Source organism: Bauldia sp., assembly GCF_965232525.1.
In the GTDB taxonomy this organism is placed as follows: Bacteria; Pseudomonadota; Alphaproteobacteria; order Rhizobiales; family Kaistiaceae; genus Bauldia.
This window is the reverse complement of the sequence record NZ_OZ246980.1, coordinates 2399266-2422158: the sequence shown is the minus strand read 5'-3', so window position 1 is coordinate 2422158 and position 22893 is coordinate 2399266. Positions and strand designations below refer to the sequence as shown.

Below are 22893 nucleotides of genomic sequence, written 5' to 3'. Positions count from 1 at the left end.
CACGTCCGACGCCCCGCAACTACCACCGAAACTATGTCGGTCATCCTAGACACAATCTCCGGCTTGGCCAGAGGCGATCATTGCTTCGTACCTTCAGGCCAGCCAGTCGCCGAGCCGTTCCATTGCTTCCGCCATATCCGCCTCCGTGCCGGCGAAGGAGAAACGCATCCAGGCGTGACCACGTGACCGATCGAAGTCGGGGCCCGGCGTTGCCGCGACTCGCGCCTCTCGCAGCATCCGCTGAGTGAAGTCAATCGAGTCGTTCGAGAATCGGCGAACCGACGCGTACACATAGAACGCACCGTCGACGGGGTAGAAATCGTCGAACCCGATCGCCGGAAGACGGTCGAGCAGGAGATGTCGGTTCGCGGCGTACCCGTCCTTGACAGCCTCGAGTTCTTCCGTCGCATCGAAGGCGGCAACTGCCGCACGCTGCGACATATCCGGCGCTGAGATGTAGAGGTTCTGGGCGATCCGCTCGACGGGGCGAACCAACTCCTCCGGCAGCACCATCCATCCAACGCGCCATCCGGTCATGCAGTAGTATTTGGAAAACGAGTTAACCACGATCGCATGAGGCGAGTATTTCAGCGCGGTTTCGGCGGCGCCGGCGTAGACCAGTCGATGGTAGATCTCGTCCGAGATGAAACGAATGCCGAGCGCCTCGGCTGTTTCGATCAACGCCCTGAGCGCTTCTGGTTGAAGCACCGTCCCGGTCGGATTGCCCGGACTGGCGATTAGCACGCCAGCGAGGGGCCGATCGGCGTGGGCTGCCGCCAGCATCTCCGGCGTCATGACGTAACCGCTTTCCGCGCTGGTTTCGACGTTCACCACCTCGAGCCCCAGGGCGCCAAGCAGATTGCGGTAGGCCGGATAGCCAGGTACCGCCAGCGCGATGCGGTCGCCGTGATCGAACGCAGCCAGAAAAGCCAGATTGAAGCCGGCGGACGATCCGGTGGTCACGGCGATCCGGTCCGGCGCGACCTCGATCCCGTACGCTTCATGATAGTGCCGCGCGATCCGATCTCGCAGGGGACGAATGCCGAGCGCCTCGGTGTAGCGAAATCGGCCGTCGGCCAACGCGTGATGTGCCGCTTCGAGCACTGGCTTCGGCGCCGGCGCTCCCGGTTGACCGACCTCCATGTGGATAACGTGGTCGCCCGCCGCCTCCTGCTCCACCGCCGCTTGAAGAACCTCCATCGCCAGGAATGGCTCGACCTGACCGCGCCGGGAAGGCTGGAACTTGGGGCCGTTCAACGATATCTCCTAGGCTTGAAAGGTCTTGCTGTAGCCTCAATCCGGCGTCAATCGACCGGGCGGCGACGCGGCCGCGGGAAGTTATGAGGGGCGCCCCGCGGCAAATCGCTGGACATCAAAACAAGAGATGCGCTCATGTGTTCGATCGAGATGCCTATCAGCCCCTCCCGCGGTTGGAAAGGCCGAGCGGCGCGGTCCCGCCTTCCGATGCGAAGCGTCATAACCGCCACCGCACTCGCCGTTTCACTCGGGTCGGCACAGGCCGCAAGCGTGCCGATCGTGCGCGATGCGGAAACGGAAGCGCTGATCCAGGATTACGCGGAGCCGATCTTCAGGGTCTCCGGACTCCACGGACCGAGTGTTCAGATCTTTCTCGTACCCGACGACCGGTTCAACGCCTTCGTCGTCGATGCCTCACGGATGTTCATCAACACCGGCACCATCATGAAGTCGGAAACGCCGAACGAAGTGATCGGCGTGTTGGCGCACGAAGCCGCCCACATTGCGCAGGGCGATCTCGCTGGTCTGCGGCAAACCATCGCGAATTCGTCCACCGCTGCCGTTATCGGCGCGATCGTCGGCGTCGGCGCCGCACTGGCCGGGCAGGCGTCTGGCCTGCAAGGCCTCGGCCAGGCCGGCAGCGGAATCATGGCCGGATCGATGCACGCCGCCCAGCGAAACGTCCTGGCTTATGTCCGCGCTCAGGAGGCCGCGGCCGACCGGACCGCGGTCGGGTACCTTGATGCCACCGGCCAGTCGAGCCTCGGCATGGTGGCCGTGATGCGCCGGCTTGCTGAACAGGTGATGTTTTCCGCCCGGGGCGCGGACCCATATGTCCAATCGCATCCCCTCCCCGCCGAGCGGCTGGCGACCATCGAAGCGCTCGCCCGCCAGAGCCCCCACGCCAATAAAACCGACTCGGCCGACTTGCAGCGCCGCCACGATCTCGTTCGGGCCAAGCTCGTGGGCTTCACATTGACACCCCAGCAGGTCGGACGACGGTTTCCACCGAGCGACACGAGCCTCCCGGCGCGCTATGCGCGGGCGATCGCAGCGTATCGCGCCGGCGCCCTTGAGCCAGCGATCAAGCGGATCGACGAATTGATCCAGGCTCAGCCCGACAATCCGTTCTTTTGGGAGCTGAAGGGCCAGGCCCTTCTTGAGAACGCCCGCCCGGCTGAAGCGATCGGACCACTAGGCCAGGCCGTCTCGCTGGCGCCAGGATCGGGTTTGCTGCGTATCATGTACGGGCAGGCGCTGGTGGCGACAGAACAGGCCGACAACGTCAATATTGCGATCAAGAATCTGACCGTCGGGCTGCAGTCCACCCCGGACGTGCCGATCGGATGGCGGACCTTGGCCCGGGCTCATGCGCTGTCCGGTAATATTCCCCGCGCCGAACTCGCGACCGCGGAAGGTCTGTTTGTCCAAGGGAACTATAAGGATGCCAAGATTCACGCGACTCGGGCTCAAGAAAGATTGAAGACCGGATCACCGGGATGGGTTCGCGCCGAGGATATCATCGCCTATACCCCACCTAAGTAATGTGACTTCCGCCTTTCGCGCCCACGGAGCCTCAACATGAAGCAGTCCCACATCGCAATCGCCGTCATCGGCGCCATCGTCGTTGGCGCGGTGGGCTACCTGATCGGCGTCGAAGTCACCGGACGTGGACCGAGTACTGCCGTGACCGAAGCGGCTGTGAAGGAATACCTGGAGAACAATCCCGAACTGCTGGCGCCAGCGACTCCTGAGCCGACCGTCGTCGCCGGACTGTCCGATCAGCAGAAGCGCGAAGTCGAGACGACCATTCGATCCCACCTCATCGCCAACCCGGAAATCATCCGCGACGCCATGGAGGAATTCCAGCGCCGCCAGGAAGAGGCTGAGCGTGAAGCGCAGATGGCGGCCATCGAAGTCAACAAGGACCTCCTCTTCAGCTCGGAGCGTCAGGTAGTCCTGGGTAATCCGGACGGCGATGTTACGATCGTCGAGTTCTTCGACTACAACTGTGGCTTCTGCCGTCGCGCTCTCGATGACATGAAACGACTGATCGAAGAGGACGAGAACCTGCGGGTTGTTCTGAAGGAATTCCCGGTTCTCGGGGAAGGCTCTGTCGAGGCAGCGCAAGTTTCCATCGCCGTAAGCCTGGTCGCGCCGGATAAAATAGAAGAATTCCACGAGGCGCTGCTGACCCAACCCGGCCAGGTAAACGGCGCAATCGCCATCGCTGTCGCCGAGGAGTTCGGCATCGACACCGACGCGTTGCTTGAGCAGATCGACGCCGACGAGGTGGACGACACGCTCACCGAGGTTTTCACCCTCGCCAACGAGCTTTCGCTTACTGGCACCCCCTCGTACGTCTTGGCCAGCGACGTGGTGATCGGAGCGGTTGGATACGATGCGCTGCGTGACCGGATTCTAACTGCCCGACACAATTGCGAAACGACGGTCTGCTGAGCTCCTCCTGCAACCGTCCACAATCTCAGCCGAACGGCCCGCATTTCGCTTTCCCTGGCGCGGCCAAGCCCTTATAACGGCGCCGTTTCATGCGGCGCGGTTGTGCAGCCGCCATCGAGTCGGACCTAAGCGGGTCGGAGATGGCAACGATCTTTGTCCTCAACGGACCCAATCTCAACATGCTCGGTCGGCGCGAACCGGGTATCTATGGCGGCAAGAGCCTCGAAGAAATCGGTGAGGAGTGCCGCACTGCCGGCCGCGAGGCCGGCCTTTCCGTGGATTTCCGCCAAAGCAACCACGAAGGAATCCTGGTCGACTGGATCCAGGAGGCCGCCGACTCGGCGGACGGAATCGTCATAAACCCGGGCGCCTACAGCCATACCTCCATCGCGATTCACGACGCGATCCGCGCGGCGGGTAAACCGGCGATCGAAGTTCACCTTTCAAACATCTTTACCCGTGAAACTTTCCGCCATCATTCCCATATCTCGCCAGTGGCGGTGGGGGTGATCTGCGGACTTGGTCCGACAGGCTACATTCTGGCGATTGCGGCCATCAAGCAGGTCATCGCCGCGCGCGGCTAAAGAGGACGCATGAGCGAAAACAAGAAAAGCGTCGACCACGACCTTATTCGCGAGCTCGCCGAGCTTTTGACGGAAACCGGTCTCACCGAGATCGAATTTGAGAACGATGGAACGAGAATACGCGTAGCGCGCAGCGCGACGCCGACGGCCGTCGCAGTCGCGCCAACCGCCGCGTCTCCAGTGGCGGCGGGGGCAGCCGAGCCTGCGGCACCGACGGCCGCAGCGGACGACCCTGCCGATCATCCGGGCGCCGTACTCTCGCCAATGGTTGGCACCGCCTATCTGGCACCGGAACCGGGATCTCGCCCCTATGTCGACGTCGGCGAGCATGTCCGCGAGGGCCAGACCGTGATGATCGTCGAGGCCATGAAGACGATGAACCACATCCCGGCGCCCAGAGGTGGCACGCTGACCAGCATACTTGTGGAGGACGGACAGCCGGTCGAATACGGCGAGCCCCTGATGATCATCGAATGAACGCGGCGCCGCCCCTGTTCGGAAAAATCCTGATCGCCAATCGGGGCGAAATCGCCCTGCGGGTGTTGCGCGCCTGCAAGGAGCTTGGCATCGCCACTGTCGCCGTCCACTCGACGGCTGATGAAGACGCGATGCACGTACGCCTGGCTGATGAAAGCGTGTGCATCGGTCCGCCGCCGGCGCGCGACTCCTATCTCAACATCCCACAAATACTGGCCGCCTGCGAGATCACCGGCGCCGATGCTGTTCATCCCGGATACGGCTTCCTCTCCGAGAACGCACGGTTCGCGGAGATCCTGGAGGCCCACAAGGTCGCGTTCATCGGACCGAGTGCCGAGCATATCCGGATCATGGGCGACAAGATCGAAGCCAAGAAGACGGCCGAGCGGCTTGGAATCCCGATCGTCCCCGGGTCGGACGGTGGTGTCGCCAACGAAATCGCCGCTCGTAAGATCGCCGCGGAGGTGGGTTATCCGGTCCTGATCAAGGCCGCGGCCGGCGGCGGCGGCAAGGGGATGAAAGTCGCGCGCACCCCTGACGAATTGCCGGACGCCTTTGCCACCGCTCGCGCCGAGGCCCGCGCATCGTTTGGCGACGACGCCCTCTATGTCGAGAAGTATCTCGGCAAGCCGCGCCACATCGAGATACAGGTCCTGGGCGATGGTAAGAACAGTGGCGTTCACCTCGGCGAGCGGGACTGCTCGCTGCAACGCCGCCATCAGAAGGTCTGGGAAGAAGGCCCCTCGCCGGTCATCGACGAGGAAGCACGGAGCCGGATCGGCGGCGTCGTCGCGGACGCGGTCGGATCGCTCGGCTATTCCGGGGCGGGAACCGTCGAGTTCCTTTTCGAGAACGGCGAGTTCTACTTCATAGAAATGAACACCCGGCTCCAGGTCGAACACCCGGTCACGGAAGCGATCACGGGTATCGACCTTGTCAACGAGCAAATCCGGATTGCGGCCGGACGCGGCATCTCGTTCGGTCAGGACGCGGTGACCTTCGAAGGCCACGCCATCGAATGCCGGATAAACGCGGAAGACCCGAGGACCTTCGCTGCCTCGCCTGGACGGATCGCCAACTACCATCCGCCCGGCGGCCTCGGCGTGCGGGTCGATTCGGCCGTTTATCAGGGCTACCGCATCCCTCCGTTCTACGACAGCCTGATCGGCAAGCTGATCGTTCACGGCCGCGATCGAACTGAATGCATGATGCGGCTTCGGCGTGCGCTGGACGAGTTCGTTATCGACGGAATCCGGACGACCATACCGTTGTTCCGCGACCTGGTTGTGGACGAAGAAATCGTCGCCGGACAATATGATATCCATTGGCTGGAGAAACGGTTGTCGGCGAGCGTCGATGCGCATGGCCGCACGGGATGACATACTTCTGGAGATCACGCCGCAGGTTCTGCTGAAGGCTTATGCGGTGGGCATCTTTCCGATGGCGGAAGCGGCGGATGACCCGGGTCTCTACTGGATCGAACCGGAGTCGCGCGGCGTCCTGCCCCTCGAAGAGTTTCACATACCCCGACGCCTTAAGCGAAGTATCACAAGGGGTGATTTTGAAGTCCGTATCGACTCTGATTTTGACAGCGTGATCGAAGGGTGTGCCGACCCGGCCCCCGGCCGAGCCAAGACCTGGATCAATCAGCGCATCCGCAGGCTTTACTCAGACCTTTTCGCCATGGGTCACTGCCACACCGTCGAGGTCTGGCGCCAGAACGAACTTATCGGCGGATTGTACGGCGTTCGGCTTGGCGGCGCGTTTTTCGGCGAGAGCATGTTCAGCCGCGAACGCGATGCCTCGAAAATCGCGTTGGTACATCTGGTGGCGCGACTTAAGGAAGGCGGGTTTCAGCTACTCGATACCCAGTTCACCACACGGCATCTGGCTCAGTTCGGTGTCATCGAAATCGATCGCCGCCACTATCAGACGCTGCTTGATTCGGCGATCAAAGCCAGCGCCGACTTTTACCGCTGGGACGGCGGGGCCACCGGCGAGGATGTTTTACAGTCGGCGAGCCAGACATCGTAGACGGGGTGATCGACCGCGTGGAGCCCGGGACTGGCGGCAAACATCCAGCCAGAGAAGATGCGGCGCACCTTCCGATCAAGGGTGATCTCGTCGACCTCGACAAAAGCGTCAGTGAGAGGCGTCTCGGTCGGCGGCCGTGTGTAGCAAACGCGCGGCGTCACCTGCAGCGCGCCGAACTGGACCGTTTCGTCGATGTAGACATCGAAGGAGATGATCCGTCCGGTGATCTTGTCGAGCCCGGAGAAGACAGCAACCGGGTTGGTAATCCGTTCCGCCATTGCCGGAACAGGCACCAGCAGCGCAGCGATGGCGGTGAAAGCAAGGATACGTTTCATTTCTTGGCGGATTGTTTCCGACTTCTGCTAAATGCGGCAGTTAGCACGGGAATCCGGCGGGGAAAAGGCCCGGCTGAGGCAATCTGACAGGGTGGCGTCGGTCGCGCCGCCATGCTAGCGAGACCGCCTTTCTCGGGGCAGCTATACGGGGTTTCGACATGCGTCTGACGATGATCGGCGCCGGCTATGTCGGCTTGGTGTCCGGGGCTTGTTTCGCCGACTTTGGGCATGTCGTAACGTGCGTCGATACTGACGAAAATCGGATTCGTGCGCTCGAGAAGGGCGATATTCCAATCTACGAACCGGGCCTCGATCACATCGTCGCCACCAACGTCGCCGAAGGTCGCCTGTTCTTCACGACCGATCTCGACCGTGCCGTCGCCGAAGCCGATGCCGTGTTCATAGCAGTCGGCACGCCATCCCGACGGGGGGACGGTCACGCCGACCTTAGCTACGTCGATGCGGCCTCGCGGGAAATTGCCAAGGCGCTCCGTGGGTTCACGGTGATCGTGACCAAGTCGACCGTGCCCGTTGGCACCGGCGATAAGATCGAAGCCGCGGTCCGTGCGGAGCGGCCGGATGCCGACTTCGTCGTGGTCTCCAATCCCGAATTCATGCGCGAAGGCGCCGCGATCGAGGATTTCAAGCGACCCAACCGCATCGTAGTCGGCACCACCGACTCACGCGGCCGCGATGTCATGAGCGAGATCTACCGGCCGCTTTACCTCAACCAGGCGCCGCTTCTCTTCACCGACCGCCGCTCGGCCGAACTCATCAAATACGCGTCGAACGCGTTTCTGGCGACCAAGATCACGTTCATTAACGAGATGGCCGACCTTTGCGAAAAGCTCGGCGCGGATGTCCAGGATATCGCGCGCGGCATGGGCCTCGACAACCGCATCGGACCGAAGTTTCTTCACGCCGGCCCGGGCTTCGGCGGCTCCTGTTTTCCCAAGGACACCCTGGCGCTCATTCGAACGGCCGAAGAGGCCGGCGCCGGCTTGCGCATCGTGACCATGGTCAACGAGATCAACGAGGCGCGAAAGACGAGCATGGCGCAGCGTGTGATCGATGCGCTCGGCGGCTCCGTCGAGCAGAAGACCGTGGCCATTCTCGGTCTGACCTTTAAGCCGAACACCGACGACATGCGCGAGGCTCCGTCATTGGCCCTGATCCCGCCGCTGCAGAAGGCCGGAGCCCAAATCCGAGCCTTCGACCCGCAGGGTATGGATCAGGCCGCGCCCCTCCTGCCAAACGTGATGCTCACACACGACCCATACGAATGCGCGGCGGGAGCCGACGTGTTGGTGCTTGTCACCGAGTGGGAATCGTTCCGCGCGCTCGACCTGGAGCGCATAAAGGTGGCCATGAACCCTGATCCTGTCCTCGTCGACCTCCGCAACATCTATCCACCGGCGGAGGTCCAGGCTCACGGCTTCGCTTACCAATCGATCGGCCGGCCTCTTCTTGATCGCGGCGAGAGCGTACCCTAGGCGACGCCCATCGGTATCGACCGCGGCCTCGCGAGTCGTCTGCGCACGCGTTGTTCCTTTTCCGATACACATTGCCGATCGGCTGCGCTATGGAAGGCGCGTTTTGCCGAACGGGCGGCCGCCGACCGCGGCCCAAGCCAGGTCGACAATGAACCTTCAGGGGCAACCAGAATCTTCAGCGCCGCTGCTGCCGGTGGGCTTCCATCAGACCGATCTCGCCGGTCTGGAGCGCTTGTGCGTCGAGTACTTTCCCGGCTCGTTGACCCGACCCGGGCTGATGAAGACAGTGTCGACGATCATCACACTCGCCAACCGGACGAGCATCCCGGCCCGCATGTGGATCGCCGGCGACTTCCTGACCGAGGAGCCAGACCCCGACGGCCTGTGTATCGCAATGGTTCTTGTCGAGTCGATATTCGAGGCTTTGTCCGACGACCAGCGCGACTTCTTCGATTGGTTCCGAGGCGAGTCACTCTTCGCCCGATATCGCTGCGACAACTACGGGCTGGTTATCGATGCGGACCGGTACGACTACGACACCGTCCTGCGCTATTGGATGCGGCAGTTCGGCACCGGCCGCGGCCCCAAACGCGGTGTAGCCGAGATTCTCGTCCCGACTCTGGAGCGGTCATGAGCCGCCTCCAGGACATTCTCGCCAACCTGACCGATTCCGATCGTACCCTCGCCGATCTCGCCCTGCTGGCCGGCGAGGATCCCGACGCGATCCAGGACGTCAACCTCGGTTCGATCCGCAAGCGAAGGGACGACCTCGAACGGGAGGTCGACAAGGACCTTGCTGCCGGTCAGCTGGACCTCGTTCAGCTACAGATCGAACGCGAAAACGAGGCGAACGCAGCGGACGCGGCGACGGTCGCACGGTCGCTGCTCTTCCTCCAAACGATTGTCACCGCCGTGTTCAACGCTGTGCGTCACGGACCGAAGGTCGGCGACGACGCGCCGGAGGCAGACGGTCCGGCGGCGATGACGTTGGCGACCAGCCCATCCCCGCCGGGAACCGTTGTGCTGACCATCCCCAACGAACGGCTGCTGGCGATCCGGAGCGATCTCGACCTCGCGTTCGAGCTGGTGTTCGCGTTGTTCCGCCTCCGCACCACGGAAGATGTCACGGAGTTCGCCGACCGCACGGGCCTGTTGGCAATCGCTACCCTTCATCAATGGGTCAGTCTTTGCGTCGTTGAGAGCATCAAGACAACGATCACATGGCGAAAGACCTACGAAGGGATCCACATGACAACGATCCCATCCATGCAGGCCGCGAATCTGAGGACACTGATCGAGTCGAGCGCCGACGACCTTGTCGAAACACTCGACTACACTGGTCGACTGGTCGGGCTCGACACCGCAGACGGCACGTTTCGGCTCGACTTGAGCGACGGCGGGCAAATCGCCGGTAGCCTTGCCGACGATTTTCCCAGAAGCGAGACTTGGGGGATCAACACTGCGGTCTCGGCTTCATTGGCGCGCACGACAACCGTCGATTATGTGACGGGCCGCAGAGCCGAATCCTGGGCGCTCCTGTCTCTGCTCTCCTCCTGAGTTCGGAGCCGACCACCTCGGCGACGCGATCGGCACGATCCGGACAGCACGGCAGCCGCTGCTTAACCGAGCTCGTGGATGAGCCCGCAATGTCGGACCGCGATCTGTAACGTTGCAGATCGAAGCGAATGCCCGCATACTGTCCGAAGGCGTCACGCGCTTGACAACCCCTACCTCCAGCCGAAGGGAGCACAAAGATCGGCCGGTGAAGTGGGTAATGCGCGGCATCGGCGCCGGCAAAAGGGAGAGAATTGATGCACAAGCCAATACTGTCAGCACTTCTGACGACCACGATCCTGGCCGGTTTTGCCGTGGGCGCCGCCGCGCAGGAACTGGTCACCAGCGATCGCGTCGGCAGCCCCGACGCACCGAACGTGCTGACGATGCGGGCGAACCCGAACCAGTCGCCCAACAGCCCGAGCGCCGAACAGAACGCAGCCTTCAAGGTTGTGTGGGAGGAGTTCGCACAGAATCACCCCGACTGGCAGGTCCAGTTCGAGTTCTTCACCAGCGACATCGGCGGCGAGCACGCTCGCTTGCTCGAACAGGCTCGTGCCGGACGGGCACCAGATTGCGTGACCGTCGATTCGTTTCAGCTAGCGTTGTTCATGGCCAATGACGCCCTGAGGCCGGTGACGCAGTACTTCTCCCGCGAGGAGATCGACGATTTGTTCCCGTTTGTCCGGGCAGGAATCACCGGAACCGACGGCGAAATCTATGCCTGGTGGTGGGGAACTGACCTCCGCGTGTTCCATCGCAACACGGAAGTCATGGCCGACGCCCCGGTCACTTGGGAAGACCTCCAAGCCGCCGCGTCGGCGGCTGCCGAGCAGGGTCAGGAAGGCGTTCTTTTCAACGGCGGACGTTGGGAAGGCACCGCGTTCGATTGGCTCGCCCAATTCTGGAGTCAGGGCGGCAACCTCGTCGACGAAAGCGGCAAGCCCACCTTCGGCGAAGGCGAAGATCGCGAGAAGATGCTGAACGCGCTGAACTTCTACAAGAACCTCGTCGATAGCGGCGCTGCACCGCGGCGTGTCGCAACGATCCAGAACTACGATGACTTCAACGCCGCGGCGATCGCCGGCACGGCGGCGTCGTTCGTCGGCGGTCACTGGCAGCGCTTCCAGCTTCAGGAAGCAATGGAAGCGGCTGAGTTCGAGAAGTGGGCGGTTTCGGAACTTCCCGGCCCGACTCCGGACCAGAAAGCGACCGGGACCGGCGGCTGGACTGTCGCCGCGTTCAGCGACGATCCGGCGAAGATCGAAATGTGCGCTAACCTCATGAAGGAAGTGTACATGGGTCCGGCCAACGAGGTGATCGGCGATCTGCCGACCCGGCAGTCGCTGTTCGAGTCGCTGCCGCGCTATCAGGACCCCTACTTTGATCAGTTGAAGGAATATCTGGTCAACGGCCGGGCACGGCCGGGCGTGCCGATCTATCCGGAGATCTCGAACCAGATCCAGATCATGATGGGCGAAGTTTTGTCAGGCAGCGAAGAGCCGGAAACGGCGCTTGACGAAGCGTGGGCCCGTGTAATGGACGCGTACGACAAGCTCTGAGAGCGTTCGCGCTCCCTCCTCGCCCGGGCAGCTAGCGTATCGGTTGCCCGGGCGTCCCGGAGTGCGGTACGGTTTCATCTCTCGGGAGCCCTTCATGAGCCAAACGCTTCCGGCCAGCGCTTCTCCTACTGCGGTCCGTCACGATCGACCGGAGCGCCGCCGACTGGCGGATCGACCCTTGATCTGGGTTGCCCCGCTGGCTCTTCTTTTGTTCGCCACCTACATCTATCCGGCGCTTGACGTCATCCGGTACAGTTTCACCGACGCGACGCTGCTCAATCCGGACTTCGAGTACACCACCGAAAGCTACGGCGCCGTCATCGGCAATCCCGACCTGCCCGAAATCCTCTGGGTCACGCTCGTGTTTGTCGCCGCCAGCGTGGTTCTGCAGCTCGCACTGGGGCTGCTGGTGGCGCTCGCGCTTTATCGCGGCAAGCAAAGAAACCTGCCGGGCGTGTCGTTTGTTCGCGTCATCATCCTCGCCTCGTGGATCGTTCCAGGCGTCGCGGCCGGTATCGTCTGGCAACTGATGTTCAACGAAGCGAGCTATGGCTTCTTCAACGGCGTTCTTCGCGCCGTCGGCCTTTCGCCGGTCGCCTGGTTGTCGGATCCGGACATGGCGATCTGGTCTGCCGTGATCGCCAACGTTTGGCGCGGCACGGCTTTCAGCATGATCCTGCTCTATGCGGGACTGCTTGTGATCCCGCGGAGCCTCTATGAGGCGGCGTCCGTGGACGGCGCGACGGCTTTCCGGCAATTCCGCTACATCACGCTGCCGCAGCTGCGGCCAATCATGCTGATCAACACAATCCTGATCAGCATCTTCACGTTGAACACCTTCGATCTGATCCTGCCGCTGACCGGAGGCGGCCCTGGTCGCGCGACGGAGGTGCTGGCGCTCTACGCCTACAACACCGTCTTCCGAAACTTCGACCTCTCGAGCGGCTCGGTTCTGGCGGTCGTGCTTCTGCTGATCAGCATCGCCTTCACGTTCTTCTACGTTCGTCTTCTGCCGAAGGAGAACTGATACTCGTGTCTGCCACCCGCCGCGCCCGAATCGCCGATGCTGGAACGTATCTCGCCTACGGCGTGATCTGCCTCTTTTTCGCCGGGCCGCTGATCTGGCTGATTTCGCTGTCGCTCCGCACGAGCGCCGAGATCTACATCAGCGAAATCAGGCTCTGGCCGGAAGCACCGACGCTGGACAACTATACCGCGGCGCTCGAGAACCCTTTGTTTCCAACGTATCTCTGGAACGGTCTGAAGCTCTCTCTGGCCGGCGCTTTCGGCGCGCTCCTCTTTGCGACACCGGCTGCTTACGCGCTCTCGCGCTTCCGCTTTCGCCGCCGTCATCTGGTGATGATCGGCCTGCTCGCCTTTCAGATGATCTCGCCACTAGTGATCATGGTGCCGCTTTATCGGTACATGGACGGGGTCGGCCTCACCGACAGCCACTTCGGTGCATCACTCATCTACATCGCCGTCGCGGCGCCGTTGTTCACCTGGATGCTGAAGGGCTTCCTTGACGGAATTCCGCAGAGTCTCGAAGACGCGGCCATGATCGATGGCTGCACGCGGTTCGGCGCGTTCATGCGCGTGATCCTGCCGCTCAGCTTGCCCGGATTGACCTCGGCGTTCGTTCTTAACGCTATCCTGGGATGGTCGCAGTTCATCGTGCCGTTCATCCTGATCAGCAAGCCGAACCTGCTGCCGATCGCCGTCGGCATCTTCAATTTCCAGGGGACCTACAACAACACGTCGACGCAGCTTCTGGCGGCGGCGAGCGTGCTGTCGATCGTCCCCGCCGTCGTCGTCTTCCTGGTGCTTCAGCGCTTCATCATCGGTGCTTTGATGGCCGGCGCGGTGAAAGGCTGAGCGCCATCGCACTGCCCCGCCATGTATCGAGAGCCCTTCCCTTTGGCGGCCTCGTCCGCGAAAGCCAACATTATTGACCAAGGACTAATCCACGCATGACATTGACCAACCGGCAACGAAACGACGCACTCCGCAAGCGACTGAGTGAACTCGAGCTCTGGACGGTCCGGGCGTCCCATCCTTTGACCGATTGGACCTTCAACGGTGAATCGATCGCGGTGGGCGCCGGTTGGCCAACGCGGGATGGTGTCGTCACGTTGGCTCATGACGACGTCTCGGTGCCAGAGGATTGGCCCCTGGACCAGACCCGGCTTGACCTCGACCTTGGCGGCGAGGGTCTGGTCACCCTCGCCTATCCCGGCGAGGTCACCGAGGGGTTTGGCCTTGATCCCTACCACCAGCGATTTCCGCTGAAGGAGCGCTCGTTCCGTGTTTCGGCGGAGTGTGTGGCCCGCCTCCCGTTCGGTGTACCGAACCGCGATGCCAGTCTCACCCGCGCGCAGCTGTCCTGGATTGAGCCGGAACTGATCGCGTTCACCCTCCTTCTCCGTCAGATCGTGGAGACCGTCGATGTGCTCGGTGACCACGAAGTCTCGGCACCTCTGGTCGCGGCCGGAGCCGAAGCCCTGGCCGCCCTCGATTGGCCGTCGGCAACGGAAGAGTATGTCGCTCGCGTCGCCCCTGGCGTGGAAATGCAGAGGGTCTGGCAACTGCCGCCGGATCTCACCCCCGACCCGGCCGGGCTGAACGACGCTCAGCGAGCGTCCGTCTCCGCCGCCGCGGCTCTGTTGCGCGACAGGCTTTCAGCGCTGAAAGGGCGCTACCCTCAGGATGGCCAGCTCGCGATCACCGGCCACGCCCACATCGACCTCGCCTGGCTTTGGCCGCTGGCCGAAACCCGGCGTAAGGCGGTCCGGACGTTCCACACGATGATCGCGCTCATGGACCGCAATCCCGGCTTCCGGTTCAACCAGTCCACCGCTCAACTCTACACCTTCATTGAGGAAGACGATCCGGCCCTGATGGGGCGCATCCGCGAGAAGGTCGCCGACGGTCAATGGGAGCCGCTCGGCGCCATGTGGGTGGAACCTGACACCAACATGCCGACCGGCGAGTCGCTGGTTCGCCAGGTGCTCTACGGCCAGCGTTACTTCGAGAAGACCTTCGGTCGACGTCACAACGTTTGCTGGCTGCCGGACTGTTTCGGCTTTTCGCCGGCTATGCCCCAGATCCTGCGCCAGGCCGGCGTCACGGGCTTCTTCACAATCAAGGTCAACTGGTCCGAGACCAACAAGATGCCCTACGACCATTTCTGGTGGGAGGGCATCGACGGCAGCCGGGTCCTGGCGCACACCTATGACAACCCCGGCGAAGGCTACAACGCCAAGATCGGGCCGCGTGCCACAATAGAAACCTGGCGCAACTTCCGCGGCAAGCATCGCTTTCCCGAGAGCCTCCTCGCATTTGGCTATGGAGACGGCGGCGGCGGACCGACCGAGGAGATGCTCGATCGCCAACAGCAGCTCGGCGACTTTCCGGTTGTGCCGGCCCTTCGTCCCGTCCACGTCGGCGAGTGGTTCGATTCTGCAGTTCGTGAGGCGGACGGCGACCCGGACACACCTGTGTGGGTCGGCGAGATTTATCTGGAGCTCCATCGCGGAACGCTGACGACCCAAGGTCGGACCAAGTTTCTCCACCGCCGCGCCGAGCGCGCGCTGATCACCGCCGAGACGCTGTCTTCGATGGCGACGATGCTTGGCGAGTCGATCGCACCGTCGCTCGAAGACAAGTGGCACCTGATCCTGCGCAATCAATTCCACGACATCCTGCCGGGGTCGAGCATCCGCGAGGTCTACGAGCTCGCCGAGACCGAATTGGCCGATGCCGTTGCTGCCGGCGAGGACGTGATCGCGGATCGTCTCGCGGTCATCGCCGACAAGGTGGTCGAGCGCGGAGACAAGCCGGGGATACTGGTGATCAATCCGGATCTGTCCCCGCGCCCGATCCGGTTGGAGACGAGTGCCGATATGCCCGGCGGACAGGCCGTCGACGGCGGAACCGTCGTGGCTGTCGACCGGTCCGTCGCGGGACTGTCGGCGGTCGTCGCGACCGACGTCGCACCCCCGTCGGGACTCGTCGTGGCGCCGGATCGGCTGGAGAATGCACATCTCCGGGTGACACTGGCGCCCGATGGCACCCTCGCCAGCGTGTACGATAAACGCAATGATCGCGAGGTGTTAGCCGGTCGCGGCAATCAGATCTGGACCTATGTCGACAAGCCGCGCAACTGGGATGCGTGGGATATCGACGAGACCCACACTGACAGCGGCGAGGAAATCGCCTCAACGTCCGCCCACCAAATCATTGAAGAAGGCCCACATCGCGCCGCGATCCGAATCGTTCGCCGATATCGCGACAGCGAAATTGTCCAGACGCTGCGCCTGTGGGCCAATTCCGCTCGCCTCGACATCAAGACCGACATCGATTGGCATGAACGTCGCGTCTTGCTGAAGGCGAGGTTCCCGCTGGCCATACGCGCCGATCAAGCGACCTTCGAGTGCGCTCACGGCGTGATCCAACGGTCGACCCGCCGCAACACCTCGTGGGAAACCGCCCGCTTCGAAGTTGCCGGCCACCGCTTCGCTGACCTGAGCGAACACGGCTATGGGGTCGCCTTACTCAATGACGGTAAGTATGGCCATCACGCTCTACATAACGAACTCGGCCTGAGCCTCTTGCGTTCGCCGGTGTTCCCGGATCCGCTCGCCGATGAGGGGAGACAGAGCTTCACCTACGCCCTGTACCCTCACGCTGGTGATTGGTTGACCGGCGGCGTGTTGGCCGAAGCGGAGGATCTCAACCAGCCACTCGTTGGCCAGCCTGTCCAAACAGCAGTTGACTCGGTGTGGACCGCCGCCGATGTCGATGGGCTTGACCTCGCGGTCAGCGCCTTCAAACCGACCGAGGACGGCGATGGCTTGCTGCTACGGCTCTATGAGCCGGCGGGTGCCCGCGGACCTGTGCAGGTAACATTGCCCGACGGATGGCAGCTCGGCGAAGAAACTGATCTGCTCGAGCAGTCGAACGGATCAGCCGAGGCCTATTTCACGCCGTTTAAACTACGCACGTGGAAGCTTCAAAGGAGTCCATAATGTCGGTCACTGCCGTCGTGCCTTGTGGGGAGATGATCTGATGGCCCAAGTCGTCGTTAAGCAGCTGTTCAAGAAGTACGGCGAGCTTCAGGTCGTCCACGGTATCGATTTCGAGATCAACGACGGCGAGTTCGTCGTTCTGGTGGGCCCGTCCGGCTGCGGCAAGAGCACCATCCTCAGGATGATCGCTGGCCTAGAAACGGTGACCGGCGGCGACATCGTCATCAACGATCGGGTCGTCAACGACGACGCGCCGCGCGATCGCGACATCGCCATGGTGTTCCAGGACTACGCGCTCTACCCGCACATGTCGGTGCGGCAGAACCTAGGCTTTGGCCTGAAAATGCGCGATACGCCACGCGACCAGATCGCTGAAGCCGTGCGTCGGACGGCAGAGATTCTGCAGATCGAAGAACTACTCGAACGAAAGCCGAAACAGCTCTCGGGCGGACAGCGGCAACGGGTCGCGATTGGCCGGGCGATCGCGCGGGAACCTGAATTATTCCTCTTCGACGAGCCGCTTTCCAACCTCGACGCCAAGCTGCGCGTCGAAATGCGCACACAGATCAAGCGCTTGCACATGACGTTCCGGGCGACCAGCGTTTATGTCACGCACGATCAGACCGAGGCGATGACGCTCGCGGATCGCATTGTCGCGTTGCGCGATGGCCGCATCGAGCAGGTCGGGACGCCCGACGATCTATACGCGACGCCGGCCAATCGGTTCGTCGCCGGCTTCATCGGATCGCCGACGATGAATTTTCTGGACGCACGGCTTGAAACCGACGGCAACGACATTGTCGTCGTTCCCGACGGCGGACCGCGACTGCGCGTGCCGCCGTCCCGCGCCGAACGCTATGGTCCTCATGTGGGTAAACCGGTCGTTTTTGGCCTACGCCCCGAGGACCTCACCAACACGTGGACGGATGAAAGTCGCGAGGCCGAGGCCGCGGTCCCACTCGATATCGGTGTCGATATCGCCGAACCGCTCGGTTCGGACACGCTTATCTTTAGTCGGATTGGCAATACGGAGATCGTTTGCCGTGTCAGCGCGATCGCTGCGCCGTCGGTTGGCTCGACAATGCGCCTTCACGCCCACCTCGATCACATGCACCTGTTCGAACCGCAAACTGGGAACGCGCTTTAGCTCGCGGCTGACAACGAAGAGTCGCGGCGCGCCATGCGCGGATGAAATTGCGGCGCCACGATCGACTGGAGTTCCCGCACCGGCGCGCCTTCGATCCGTCGGAGGAGCAATCGAGCGACCTCCCCGCCGGCGAAGATAAGATCTTCCTTAAAGGAATCGACCGGCGGATCGAGGTGGTCGAGAAGGTCGGACGTCTCCTTGGCTATGACATCGACATCACGACCAAGGACCATCCCGGCGTCACGAAGGCCCGCGAGCAAGGGAACGCAGCGGGTCTCGTTTCCGCAGATCACCCCATCCGGCGCGTTCGGGCCGGAGGCCATGGCACGGGCGGCGGATCGGAACACATCAGGGTCGCTATCGAGGTCGACGCCCGTCATGGCAATCGTTTCGACCTCCACGCGCGCCCCGGCTTTGCGGAAGCCGTCGAGCATGTGCCGCGCGCACGTCAGTATATCAGGGGGGATGACCATCGCGAGCCGCCGCCGTCCCCGCGCCGCCAGTCGGTTGACCGCTTCCTCGACAAACCGACCGTTGTCGAAATCGTAGAAAGGATGCTCTTCGGCCAACTCCGTGCGCCCGTGGCTCACAAACGGAAACTGGCGATCCAGCAGGAACTGAGCACGCTCGTCGCGGGGCCGGGTGTGCGTGAATATGAGCCCGTCCGCGGCGGCGTTGTCGACCATGTATCGAACCGGCTCCATGACATGCGCGCCGTCGAGCACAGGTGTCACGACCAAATGGTAGTCGGTGTTTTTCAGAACGCTCGACACCCCGAGAATGATGCGTCGCTCGAACTCGGCGATGGTCACGCTCTGGTCGAGGACCAATCCGATCACCATCGTCCGACCGGTTCGCAACCGAACCCCGGCCCGGTTAGGGCGATAGCCGATATCGGACGCAACCGACTGGACCAGGGCCCGTGTCTCGGCGCTGAGCTCGGGACCGTTCTTCAGTGCCCGTGAAACGGTCGTGACCCCGAGACCGGTCATCTTCGATATGGTCTTGAGCGTCGGTCGCGCCGATGCTGCGCTGTCAGCGCTAGTGGCCGTTCGTTTGCGGCGACGTTTGTTCGGTCCGCTCACAAGCCTCTCGTTCCACAGTTCGAAAGCACGACTGACCCGTGCGAAAAGAAAAAGAATCTATGTCATCAGACGTTAGCCGGCAACAGCCACTCGCTGAAACCGAAATGGCGACCAACGTTACTGTCATGAGCGCAAAGACATGAAGCAAACCTTTTTCTGCGTCGATGCCCATACGGCCGGCAACCCGGTTCGGGTCGTCGTCGGCGGCGGCCCGGTGCTGCGAGGCGAAACGATGAGCGCTCGGCGCGAACACTTCCAAGCCGATTTCGATTGGATTCGGACCGGGCTCATGTTCGAGCCGCGGGGCCACGACATGATGTCCGGCGCCATTCTCTACCCACCCATACGCGACGATGTGGACGCTTCGATTCTGTTTATCGAGACATCGGGCTGCCTGCCGATGTGCGGCCACGGGGCAATCGGCACCATCACCGTCCTGATCGAGGAAGGCTTGGTCACGCCAGCTCACGAAGGAACGTTGCGGCTGGAGGTCCCGGCCGGAATTGTCGAGGCGAACTACGACCGCGACGAGACCGGCAACGTGGCGCAGGTCCGAATTCGCAACGTGCCGAGCTTTGTCTACACGACCGGCTTGACCGTCGACGTGCCGCAACTCGGTACTCTTTCGTTCGACGTTGCCTACGGCGGCAACTTCTACGCGATCTTCGAACCTCAGCCAAATTACCGCGATCTCGATGTCCTTTCGGCCAACGACATCCGGCGACTTTCGCCCATCGTTCGCGATCGCATCAACGATGCGCATACGTTTGTCCATCCGAACGATCCAGCGATAGCGGGCTTGCACCATGTCATGTGGACCGGTGCGCCGAAACACGCGTCAGCGAACGGGCGCAACGCCGTCTTCTACGGTGACAACGCCATCGATCGATCTCCATGCGGCACGGGAACATCGGCGCGGATCGCCCAGCTTACGGCGCGTGGCGACCTCTCTGTCGGCGACTCCTTCATCCACGAGAGCATCATCGGGAGCCTGTTTCACGGCCGGGTCGAAGCCGAGGCAACGGTCGGGCCGTTTGACGCGGTGGTCCCCTCAATCGCCGGTCAGGCGTGGATCACGGGCTACAACACGATCTTTCTCGATGACCGCGACCCATTCGTGAAGGGGTTTTCGGTGACGTGACGACCGGCGCTCGTGCCCAACTAATGCGGGATAACCGCAAATCGACAGCTTCCTGCCAGGGTGTCGCCGGGCTCGAGCAGGCGCATTGGGTTCTGGCGGGGCTCGGTGCGTGCCGTCGAGACCGCGGCTACGGTGTTGGTCTGCGGCTCAAGGGCGAAAGTTTCACCATCGCCGGCAGTGAACAACATCAGGTCGGTGAACACCGGGTCAGCCTCGATCGTCAGGTCGTAGCCGAGTTCAGGTTGCCCGACCAAAGCTTTTCCGTTCCATCCCGTGTAGCAGTTGTTCCGCCATCGCTGCGGCACCGGGCGAGCAACATCGAAGGATAGCTCCGGCGGAATCGAGATCGCGTCGGTCGGCAGGTACCCGGGGCCCTCAAGCCAAAAGAACTCGGCCTCGAACCTCAGCGTTGTGTTCCCAAGCGGAAGGTAGGGATGGAAGCCGAAACCAATGGGCACAGTTTCCCGCCCAGTGTTCCGCACCTCGATCGCCGCGACCAGCGCTTTGCCATCAAGGCTGAAGATCTGCCTTGCCAGGAAAGGAAACGCGAAGGACTTTCCATCAACCTCCAGGCCAAGTGTCAGGCTGTCGGCCGTTGATGCCTCCACCGTCCATGGCATCTGCCACCCGCATCCGTGCAACGCCCAGGGCTCGTCGAAGTTCGGCGTGATTGCGTACCGCTGGTCTCCGGCGGTCAGAACATTCCCTGGTATCCGGTTCACGAACGGCACCATCGGAAACATCGCGGCGGCCAGCAAACCCTGCTCGGCGATGGTGGTTTCCGATGCTGGACGGAAGACGGGGACTCGCGCGCCATCACGCAGCCAGTCGAAGCGCGTGAGCGCGCCTCCGGTTTCCGGAATGGTCATCAGGCTGAGCGACGCGTTGCCGATTTCGATCGACACGGTTCATGGCTCCATGGTTCTGCGACTCGAACCCTATCATCCATAAAGAGGTGCCTGCCCACCAGTCGCGTGTCCCGGCACCGAGGAGGCGAAAGGGGACGACAGATTCGCCGGTTTTGCGTAGCCACCAAGACGGTAGGTGTGCGACGCTGTCCGGCAGTGACGATGCCCGTCGCTGCGTCGTTTTCTCAGTCGCCTTATAGGTTTTCGAGAGCGCTCGCCGAGACCATGGAGCCCCATAGATGAAGGTCGTCTTCCTCCTATTCGATTCCCTCAACAAGCGGGCACTGCAGTGCTATGGCGGCAGCAACATTCGGACGCCCAACTTCTCCCGTTTCGGCGAACGCGCCGTCCGCTTCAACAATCACTATGTCGGATCCATGCCATGCATGCCGGCACGGCGCGACATGCACACGGGACGGCTGAACTTCCTACACCGCAGTTGGGGTCCGTTGGAGCCCTACGATCGCTCCGCGATTGCCATCCTTCGCGACCGGGGTGTCCACAGCCACCTGGTGTCCGATCACCTGCATTACTTCTACGAAGGCGGCGGCACCTACCACACCCAGTATTCGAGCTGGGAGTTTATCCGGGGTCAGGAGGCGGATCGCTGGAAGGCGATGGTGCAGCCGCCACTCGAGCGATTCCGCGAGATGTACCACGACAATCAGTACGATCTGCAGGACGACCGCTACCTGCCATACATGATGAACCGGGAGTTCATTCGCGAGGAGAGTGATTTCCCGCTGGTCAAGTGTATCGCCGCCGGATTGGATTTCCTCGACCGAAATCACGACCGTGATGACTGGATCCTTCAGATCGAGTGCTTCGACCCGCACGAGCCGTTCTACGCGCCACCCCGGTTTCGGCAGGAATATCCATCCGGCTACCAAGGACCGATCCTCGATTGGCCGCGCTATGACCGGCTGTCGGAGGATGCCCACGAGATCGAGGAACTCCGAGCGAACTACGCCGCACTCACGACGATGTGCGACGAATATCTCGGCAAGGTTCTCGACTTCTTCGACGAGCGCGACTTGTGGTCGGACACGGTTCTGATCGCCACGACCGATCACGGCTTTCTGCTCGGCGAGCATGACTGGTGGGCCAAGAACAAGATGCCGTTCTACAATGAGATCGCCAACATTCCCCTCCTCGTCTACCACCCGGCTTATGCTGACCGAGGCGGCGAAGCCCGGGGCGCGCTCACTCAGACGATGGACGTCATGCCAACGCTGCTCGATCTTTTCGAAACGGCGATCCCCGATACCGCCGAGGGGCTCTCACTGATCCCAGCCGTCGCAGAGTCGGCTGACCGGCATGAGGGACTACTCTATGGGATGTTCGGCGGCGCCGTGAACGTCACCGACGGGCGTTACACCTATTTCCGCTATCCGGAAAACATCTTCGAGCAGGACATCTACGAGTACACCCTGATGCCCATGCACCAGCGCAGCTTCTTCGGCCACAACGAATTGGCTGGCCTGGAACTTGCCGAACCGTTTGGGTTCACCGACGGGCTGAAACTGATGAAGATGCCGGCCCGCAAGGCAGCCGATGGGCGGGTCGACGTGCATGGTCTGCACGAGGACACGACAACGGTCCTCTACGACCTCGAAACCGATCCGGGGCAGCTAAGCCCGATCGATGCGCCGGAGATCATCGGCCGCCTCGAAGGGCTGATGTTGGAACTGATGAGGCGTAACGAGGCGCCTCCAGAAGCCTTCAGTCGGATTGGTCTCGATCCGCACCTCTGACGACGGGTTTTGTGGCAGACGAGTCGGCTGCATCTTGAGGCGCCAAGCATCCTGGATATCGGCACGTGAAACATG

General features: G+C 62.3%; 20 protein-coding genes. 16 read left to right on the top strand and 4 right to left on the bottom strand.

What is annotated here, in order from left to right; translation table 11 throughout:
• Positions 1-93: 93 nt before the first annotated feature.
• Positions 94-1200, bottom strand: a complete 1107-nt coding sequence (locus tag ACO076_RS11490) for a pyridoxal phosphate-dependent aminotransferase (RefSeq protein WP_421726723.1) — start codon at positions 1198-1200, stop codon at positions 94-96.
• 264 nt (positions 1201-1464) lie between these two features.
• Between ACO076_RS11490 and ACO076_RS11485 the strand changes: the two genes are divergently transcribed.
• From ACO076_RS11485 to aat, 6 genes are all read left to right on the top strand, one after another.
• On the top strand, positions 1465-2802 hold the full coding sequence (locus tag ACO076_RS11485; protein ID WP_421722969.1) for a M48 family metalloprotease: 1338 nt from the start codon (positions 1465-1467) through the stop codon (positions 2800-2802).
• Between the two features lie 36 nt (positions 2803-2838).
• A complete protein-coding gene (locus ACO076_RS11480) occupies positions 2839-3717 on the top strand; it encodes a DsbA family protein (protein ID WP_421722968.1) in 879 nt (292 codons plus the stop codon).
• 140 nt (positions 3718-3857) lie between these two features.
• Positions 3858-4301: a type II 3-dehydroquinate dehydratase gene (aroQ, locus tag ACO076_RS11475; RefSeq protein ID WP_421722967.1), complete on the top strand. Its 444-nt coding sequence runs from the start codon at positions 3858-3860 to the stop codon at positions 4299-4301.
• Between the two features lie 9 nt (positions 4302-4310).
• Positions 4311-4778 (top strand): acetyl-CoA carboxylase biotin carboxyl carrier protein, encoded by a 468-nt coding sequence (gene accB / locus ACO076_RS11470; protein WP_421722966.1) that lies wholly within the window; start codon positions 4311-4313, stop codon positions 4776-4778.
• Between the two features lie 14 nt (positions 4779-4792).
• Positions 4793-6157 (top strand): acetyl-CoA carboxylase biotin carboxylase subunit, encoded by a 1365-nt coding sequence (gene accC, locus ACO076_RS11465; RefSeq protein WP_421726722.1) that lies wholly within the window; start codon positions 4793-4795, stop codon positions 6155-6157.
• Entirely contained in the window at positions 6141-6812 is a 672-nt protein-coding gene (gene aat, locus ACO076_RS11460) for a leucyl/phenylalanyl-tRNA--protein transferase (protein WP_421722965.1), read from the top strand. The genes accC and aat overlap by 17 nt, the downstream gene beginning before the upstream one ends.
• Here the strand turns inward: aat and ACO076_RS11455 are convergent.
• Positions 6749-7147 (bottom strand): DUF2155 domain-containing protein, encoded by a 399-nt coding sequence (locus ACO076_RS11455; protein ID WP_421722964.1) that lies wholly within the window; start codon positions 7145-7147, stop codon positions 6749-6751. The two genes, aat and ACO076_RS11455, sit on opposite strands and share 64 nt — an antisense overlap.
• Positions 7148-7305: 158 nt before the next feature.
• Here ACO076_RS11455 and ACO076_RS11450 point away from each other — a divergent pair, with 158 nt between their 5' ends.
• From ACO076_RS11450 to ACO076_RS11415, 8 genes are all read left to right on the top strand, one after another.
• On the top strand, positions 7306-8640 hold the full coding sequence (locus ACO076_RS11450; protein ID WP_421722963.1) for a UDP-glucose dehydrogenase family protein: 1335 nt from the start codon (positions 7306-7308) through the stop codon (positions 8638-8640).
• A gap of 148 nt (positions 8641-8788) precedes the next feature.
• On the top strand, positions 8789-9274 hold the full coding sequence (locus tag ACO076_RS11445; RefSeq protein ID WP_421722962.1) for a DUF6932 family protein: 486 nt from the start codon (positions 8789-8791) through the stop codon (positions 9272-9274).
• A complete protein-coding gene (locus ACO076_RS11440) occupies positions 9271-10197 on the top strand; it encodes a hypothetical protein (RefSeq protein WP_421722961.1) in 927 nt (308 codons plus the stop codon). Before ACO076_RS11445 ends, ACO076_RS11440 begins: the two co-directional genes overlap by 4 nt.
• A gap of 254 nt (positions 10198-10451) precedes the next feature.
• Entirely contained in the window at positions 10452-11756 is a 1305-nt protein-coding gene (locus ACO076_RS11435; protein ID WP_421722960.1) for an extracellular solute-binding protein, read from the top strand.
• 94 nt (positions 11757-11850) lie between these two features.
• Positions 11851-12783, top strand: coding sequence for a carbohydrate ABC transporter permease (locus ACO076_RS11430; protein ID WP_421722959.1), 933 nt, complete (start codon positions 11851-11853; stop codon positions 12781-12783).
• A gap of 5 nt (positions 12784-12788) precedes the next feature.
• Positions 12789-13631, top strand: coding sequence for a carbohydrate ABC transporter permease (locus tag ACO076_RS11425; RefSeq protein WP_421722958.1), 843 nt, complete (start codon positions 12789-12791; stop codon positions 13629-13631).
• A gap of 95 nt (positions 13632-13726) precedes the next feature.
• The gene (locus ACO076_RS11420; protein WP_421722957.1) at positions 13727-16783 is read left to right on the top strand and encodes an alpha-mannosidase; all 3057 of its coding nucleotides are present in this window, start codon (positions 13727-13729) and stop codon (positions 16781-16783) included.
• A gap of 40 nt (positions 16784-16823) precedes the next feature.
• Entirely contained in the window at positions 16824-17930 is a 1107-nt protein-coding gene (locus ACO076_RS11415; RefSeq protein ID WP_421722956.1) for an ABC transporter ATP-binding protein, read from the top strand.
• Here the strand turns inward: ACO076_RS11415 and ACO076_RS11410 are convergent.
• Positions 17927-19015 carry a LacI family transcriptional regulator gene (locus ACO076_RS11410; protein WP_421722955.1) on the bottom strand — a complete coding sequence of 363 codons (1089 nt, stop codon included), beginning with the start codon at positions 19013-19015 and terminating at the stop codon, positions 17927-17929. The genes ACO076_RS11415 and ACO076_RS11410 overlap by 4 nt on opposite strands.
• 139 nt (positions 19016-19154) lie before the next feature.
• Here ACO076_RS11410 and ACO076_RS11405 point away from each other — a divergent pair, with 139 nt between their 5' ends.
• Positions 19155-20156, top strand: a complete 1002-nt coding sequence (locus ACO076_RS11405; RefSeq protein WP_421722954.1) for a 4-hydroxyproline epimerase — start codon at positions 19155-19157, stop codon at positions 20154-20156.
• A gap of 20 nt (positions 20157-20176) precedes the next feature.
• Here the strand turns inward: ACO076_RS11405 and ACO076_RS11400 are convergent, their stop codons facing one another.
• Positions 20177-21061, bottom strand: coding sequence for an aldose 1-epimerase (locus ACO076_RS11400; RefSeq protein WP_421722953.1), 885 nt, complete (start codon positions 21059-21061; stop codon positions 20177-20179).
• A gap of 242 nt (positions 21062-21303) precedes the next feature.
• Here ACO076_RS11400 and ACO076_RS11395 point away from each other — a divergent pair, with 242 nt between their 5' ends.
• On the top strand, positions 21304-22818 hold the full coding sequence (locus ACO076_RS11395) for a sulfatase (RefSeq protein WP_421722952.1): 1515 nt from the start codon (positions 21304-21306) through the stop codon (positions 22816-22818).
• The last annotated feature ends 75 nt before the right edge of the window (positions 22819-22893 follow it).

What these genes read in the sequence shown, in the direction of transcription:
- ACO076_RS11445 (WP_421722962.1), top strand. Translation starts at nt 8,789, where the DNA reads ATGAACCTTCAGGGGCAACCAGAATCTTCAGCGCCGCTGCTGCCGGTG.
- ACO076_RS11405 (WP_421722954.1), top strand. Translation starts at nt 19,155, where the DNA reads ATGAAGCAAACCTTTTTCTGCGTCGATGCCCATACGGCCGGCAACCCG.
- ACO076_RS11450 (WP_421722963.1), top strand. Translation starts at nt 7,306, where the DNA reads ATGCGTCTGACGATGATCGGCGCCGGCTATGTCGGCTTGGTGTCCGGG.
- ACO076_RS11440 (WP_421722961.1), top strand. Translation starts at nt 9,271, where the DNA reads ATGAGCCGCCTCCAGGACATTCTCGCCAACCTGACCGATTCCGATCGT.
- aroQ (WP_421722967.1), top strand. Translation starts at nt 3,858, where the DNA reads ATGGCAACGATCTTTGTCCTCAACGGACCCAATCTCAACATGCTCGGT.
- ACO076_RS11395 (WP_421722952.1), top strand. Translation starts at nt 21,304, where the DNA reads ATGAAGGTCGTCTTCCTCCTATTCGATTCCCTCAACAAGCGGGCACTG.
- ACO076_RS11490 (WP_421726723.1), bottom strand. Translation starts at nt 1,200, where the DNA reads ATGGAGGTTCTTCAAGCGGCGGTGGAGCAGGAGGCGGCGGGCGACCAC.
- ACO076_RS11430 (WP_421722959.1), top strand. Translation starts at nt 11,851, where the DNA reads ATGAGCCAAACGCTTCCGGCCAGCGCTTCTCCTACTGCGGTCCGTCAC.
- ACO076_RS11455 (WP_421722964.1), bottom strand. Translation starts at nt 7,147, where the DNA reads ATGAAACGTATCCTTGCTTTCACCGCCATCGCTGCGCTGCTGGTGCCT.
- ACO076_RS11480 (WP_421722968.1), top strand. Translation starts at nt 2,839, where the DNA reads ATGAAGCAGTCCCACATCGCAATCGCCGTCATCGGCGCCATCGTCGTT.
- ACO076_RS11435 (WP_421722960.1), top strand. Translation starts at nt 10,452, where the DNA reads ATGCACAAGCCAATACTGTCAGCACTTCTGACGACCACGATCCTGGCC.
- accB (WP_421722966.1), top strand. Translation starts at nt 4,311, where the DNA reads ATGAGCGAAAACAAGAAAAGCGTCGACCACGACCTTATTCGCGAGCTC.
- aat (WP_421722965.1), top strand. Translation starts at nt 6,141, where the DNA reads ATGGCCGCACGGGATGACATACTTCTGGAGATCACGCCGCAGGTTCTG.
- ACO076_RS11485 (WP_421722969.1), top strand. Translation starts at nt 1,465, where the DNA reads ATGCGAAGCGTCATAACCGCCACCGCACTCGCCGTTTCACTCGGGTCG.
- ACO076_RS11420 (WP_421722957.1), top strand. Translation starts at nt 13,727, where the DNA reads ATGACATTGACCAACCGGCAACGAAACGACGCACTCCGCAAGCGACTG.
- ACO076_RS11415 (WP_421722956.1), top strand. Translation starts at nt 16,824, where the DNA reads ATGGCCCAAGTCGTCGTTAAGCAGCTGTTCAAGAAGTACGGCGAGCTT.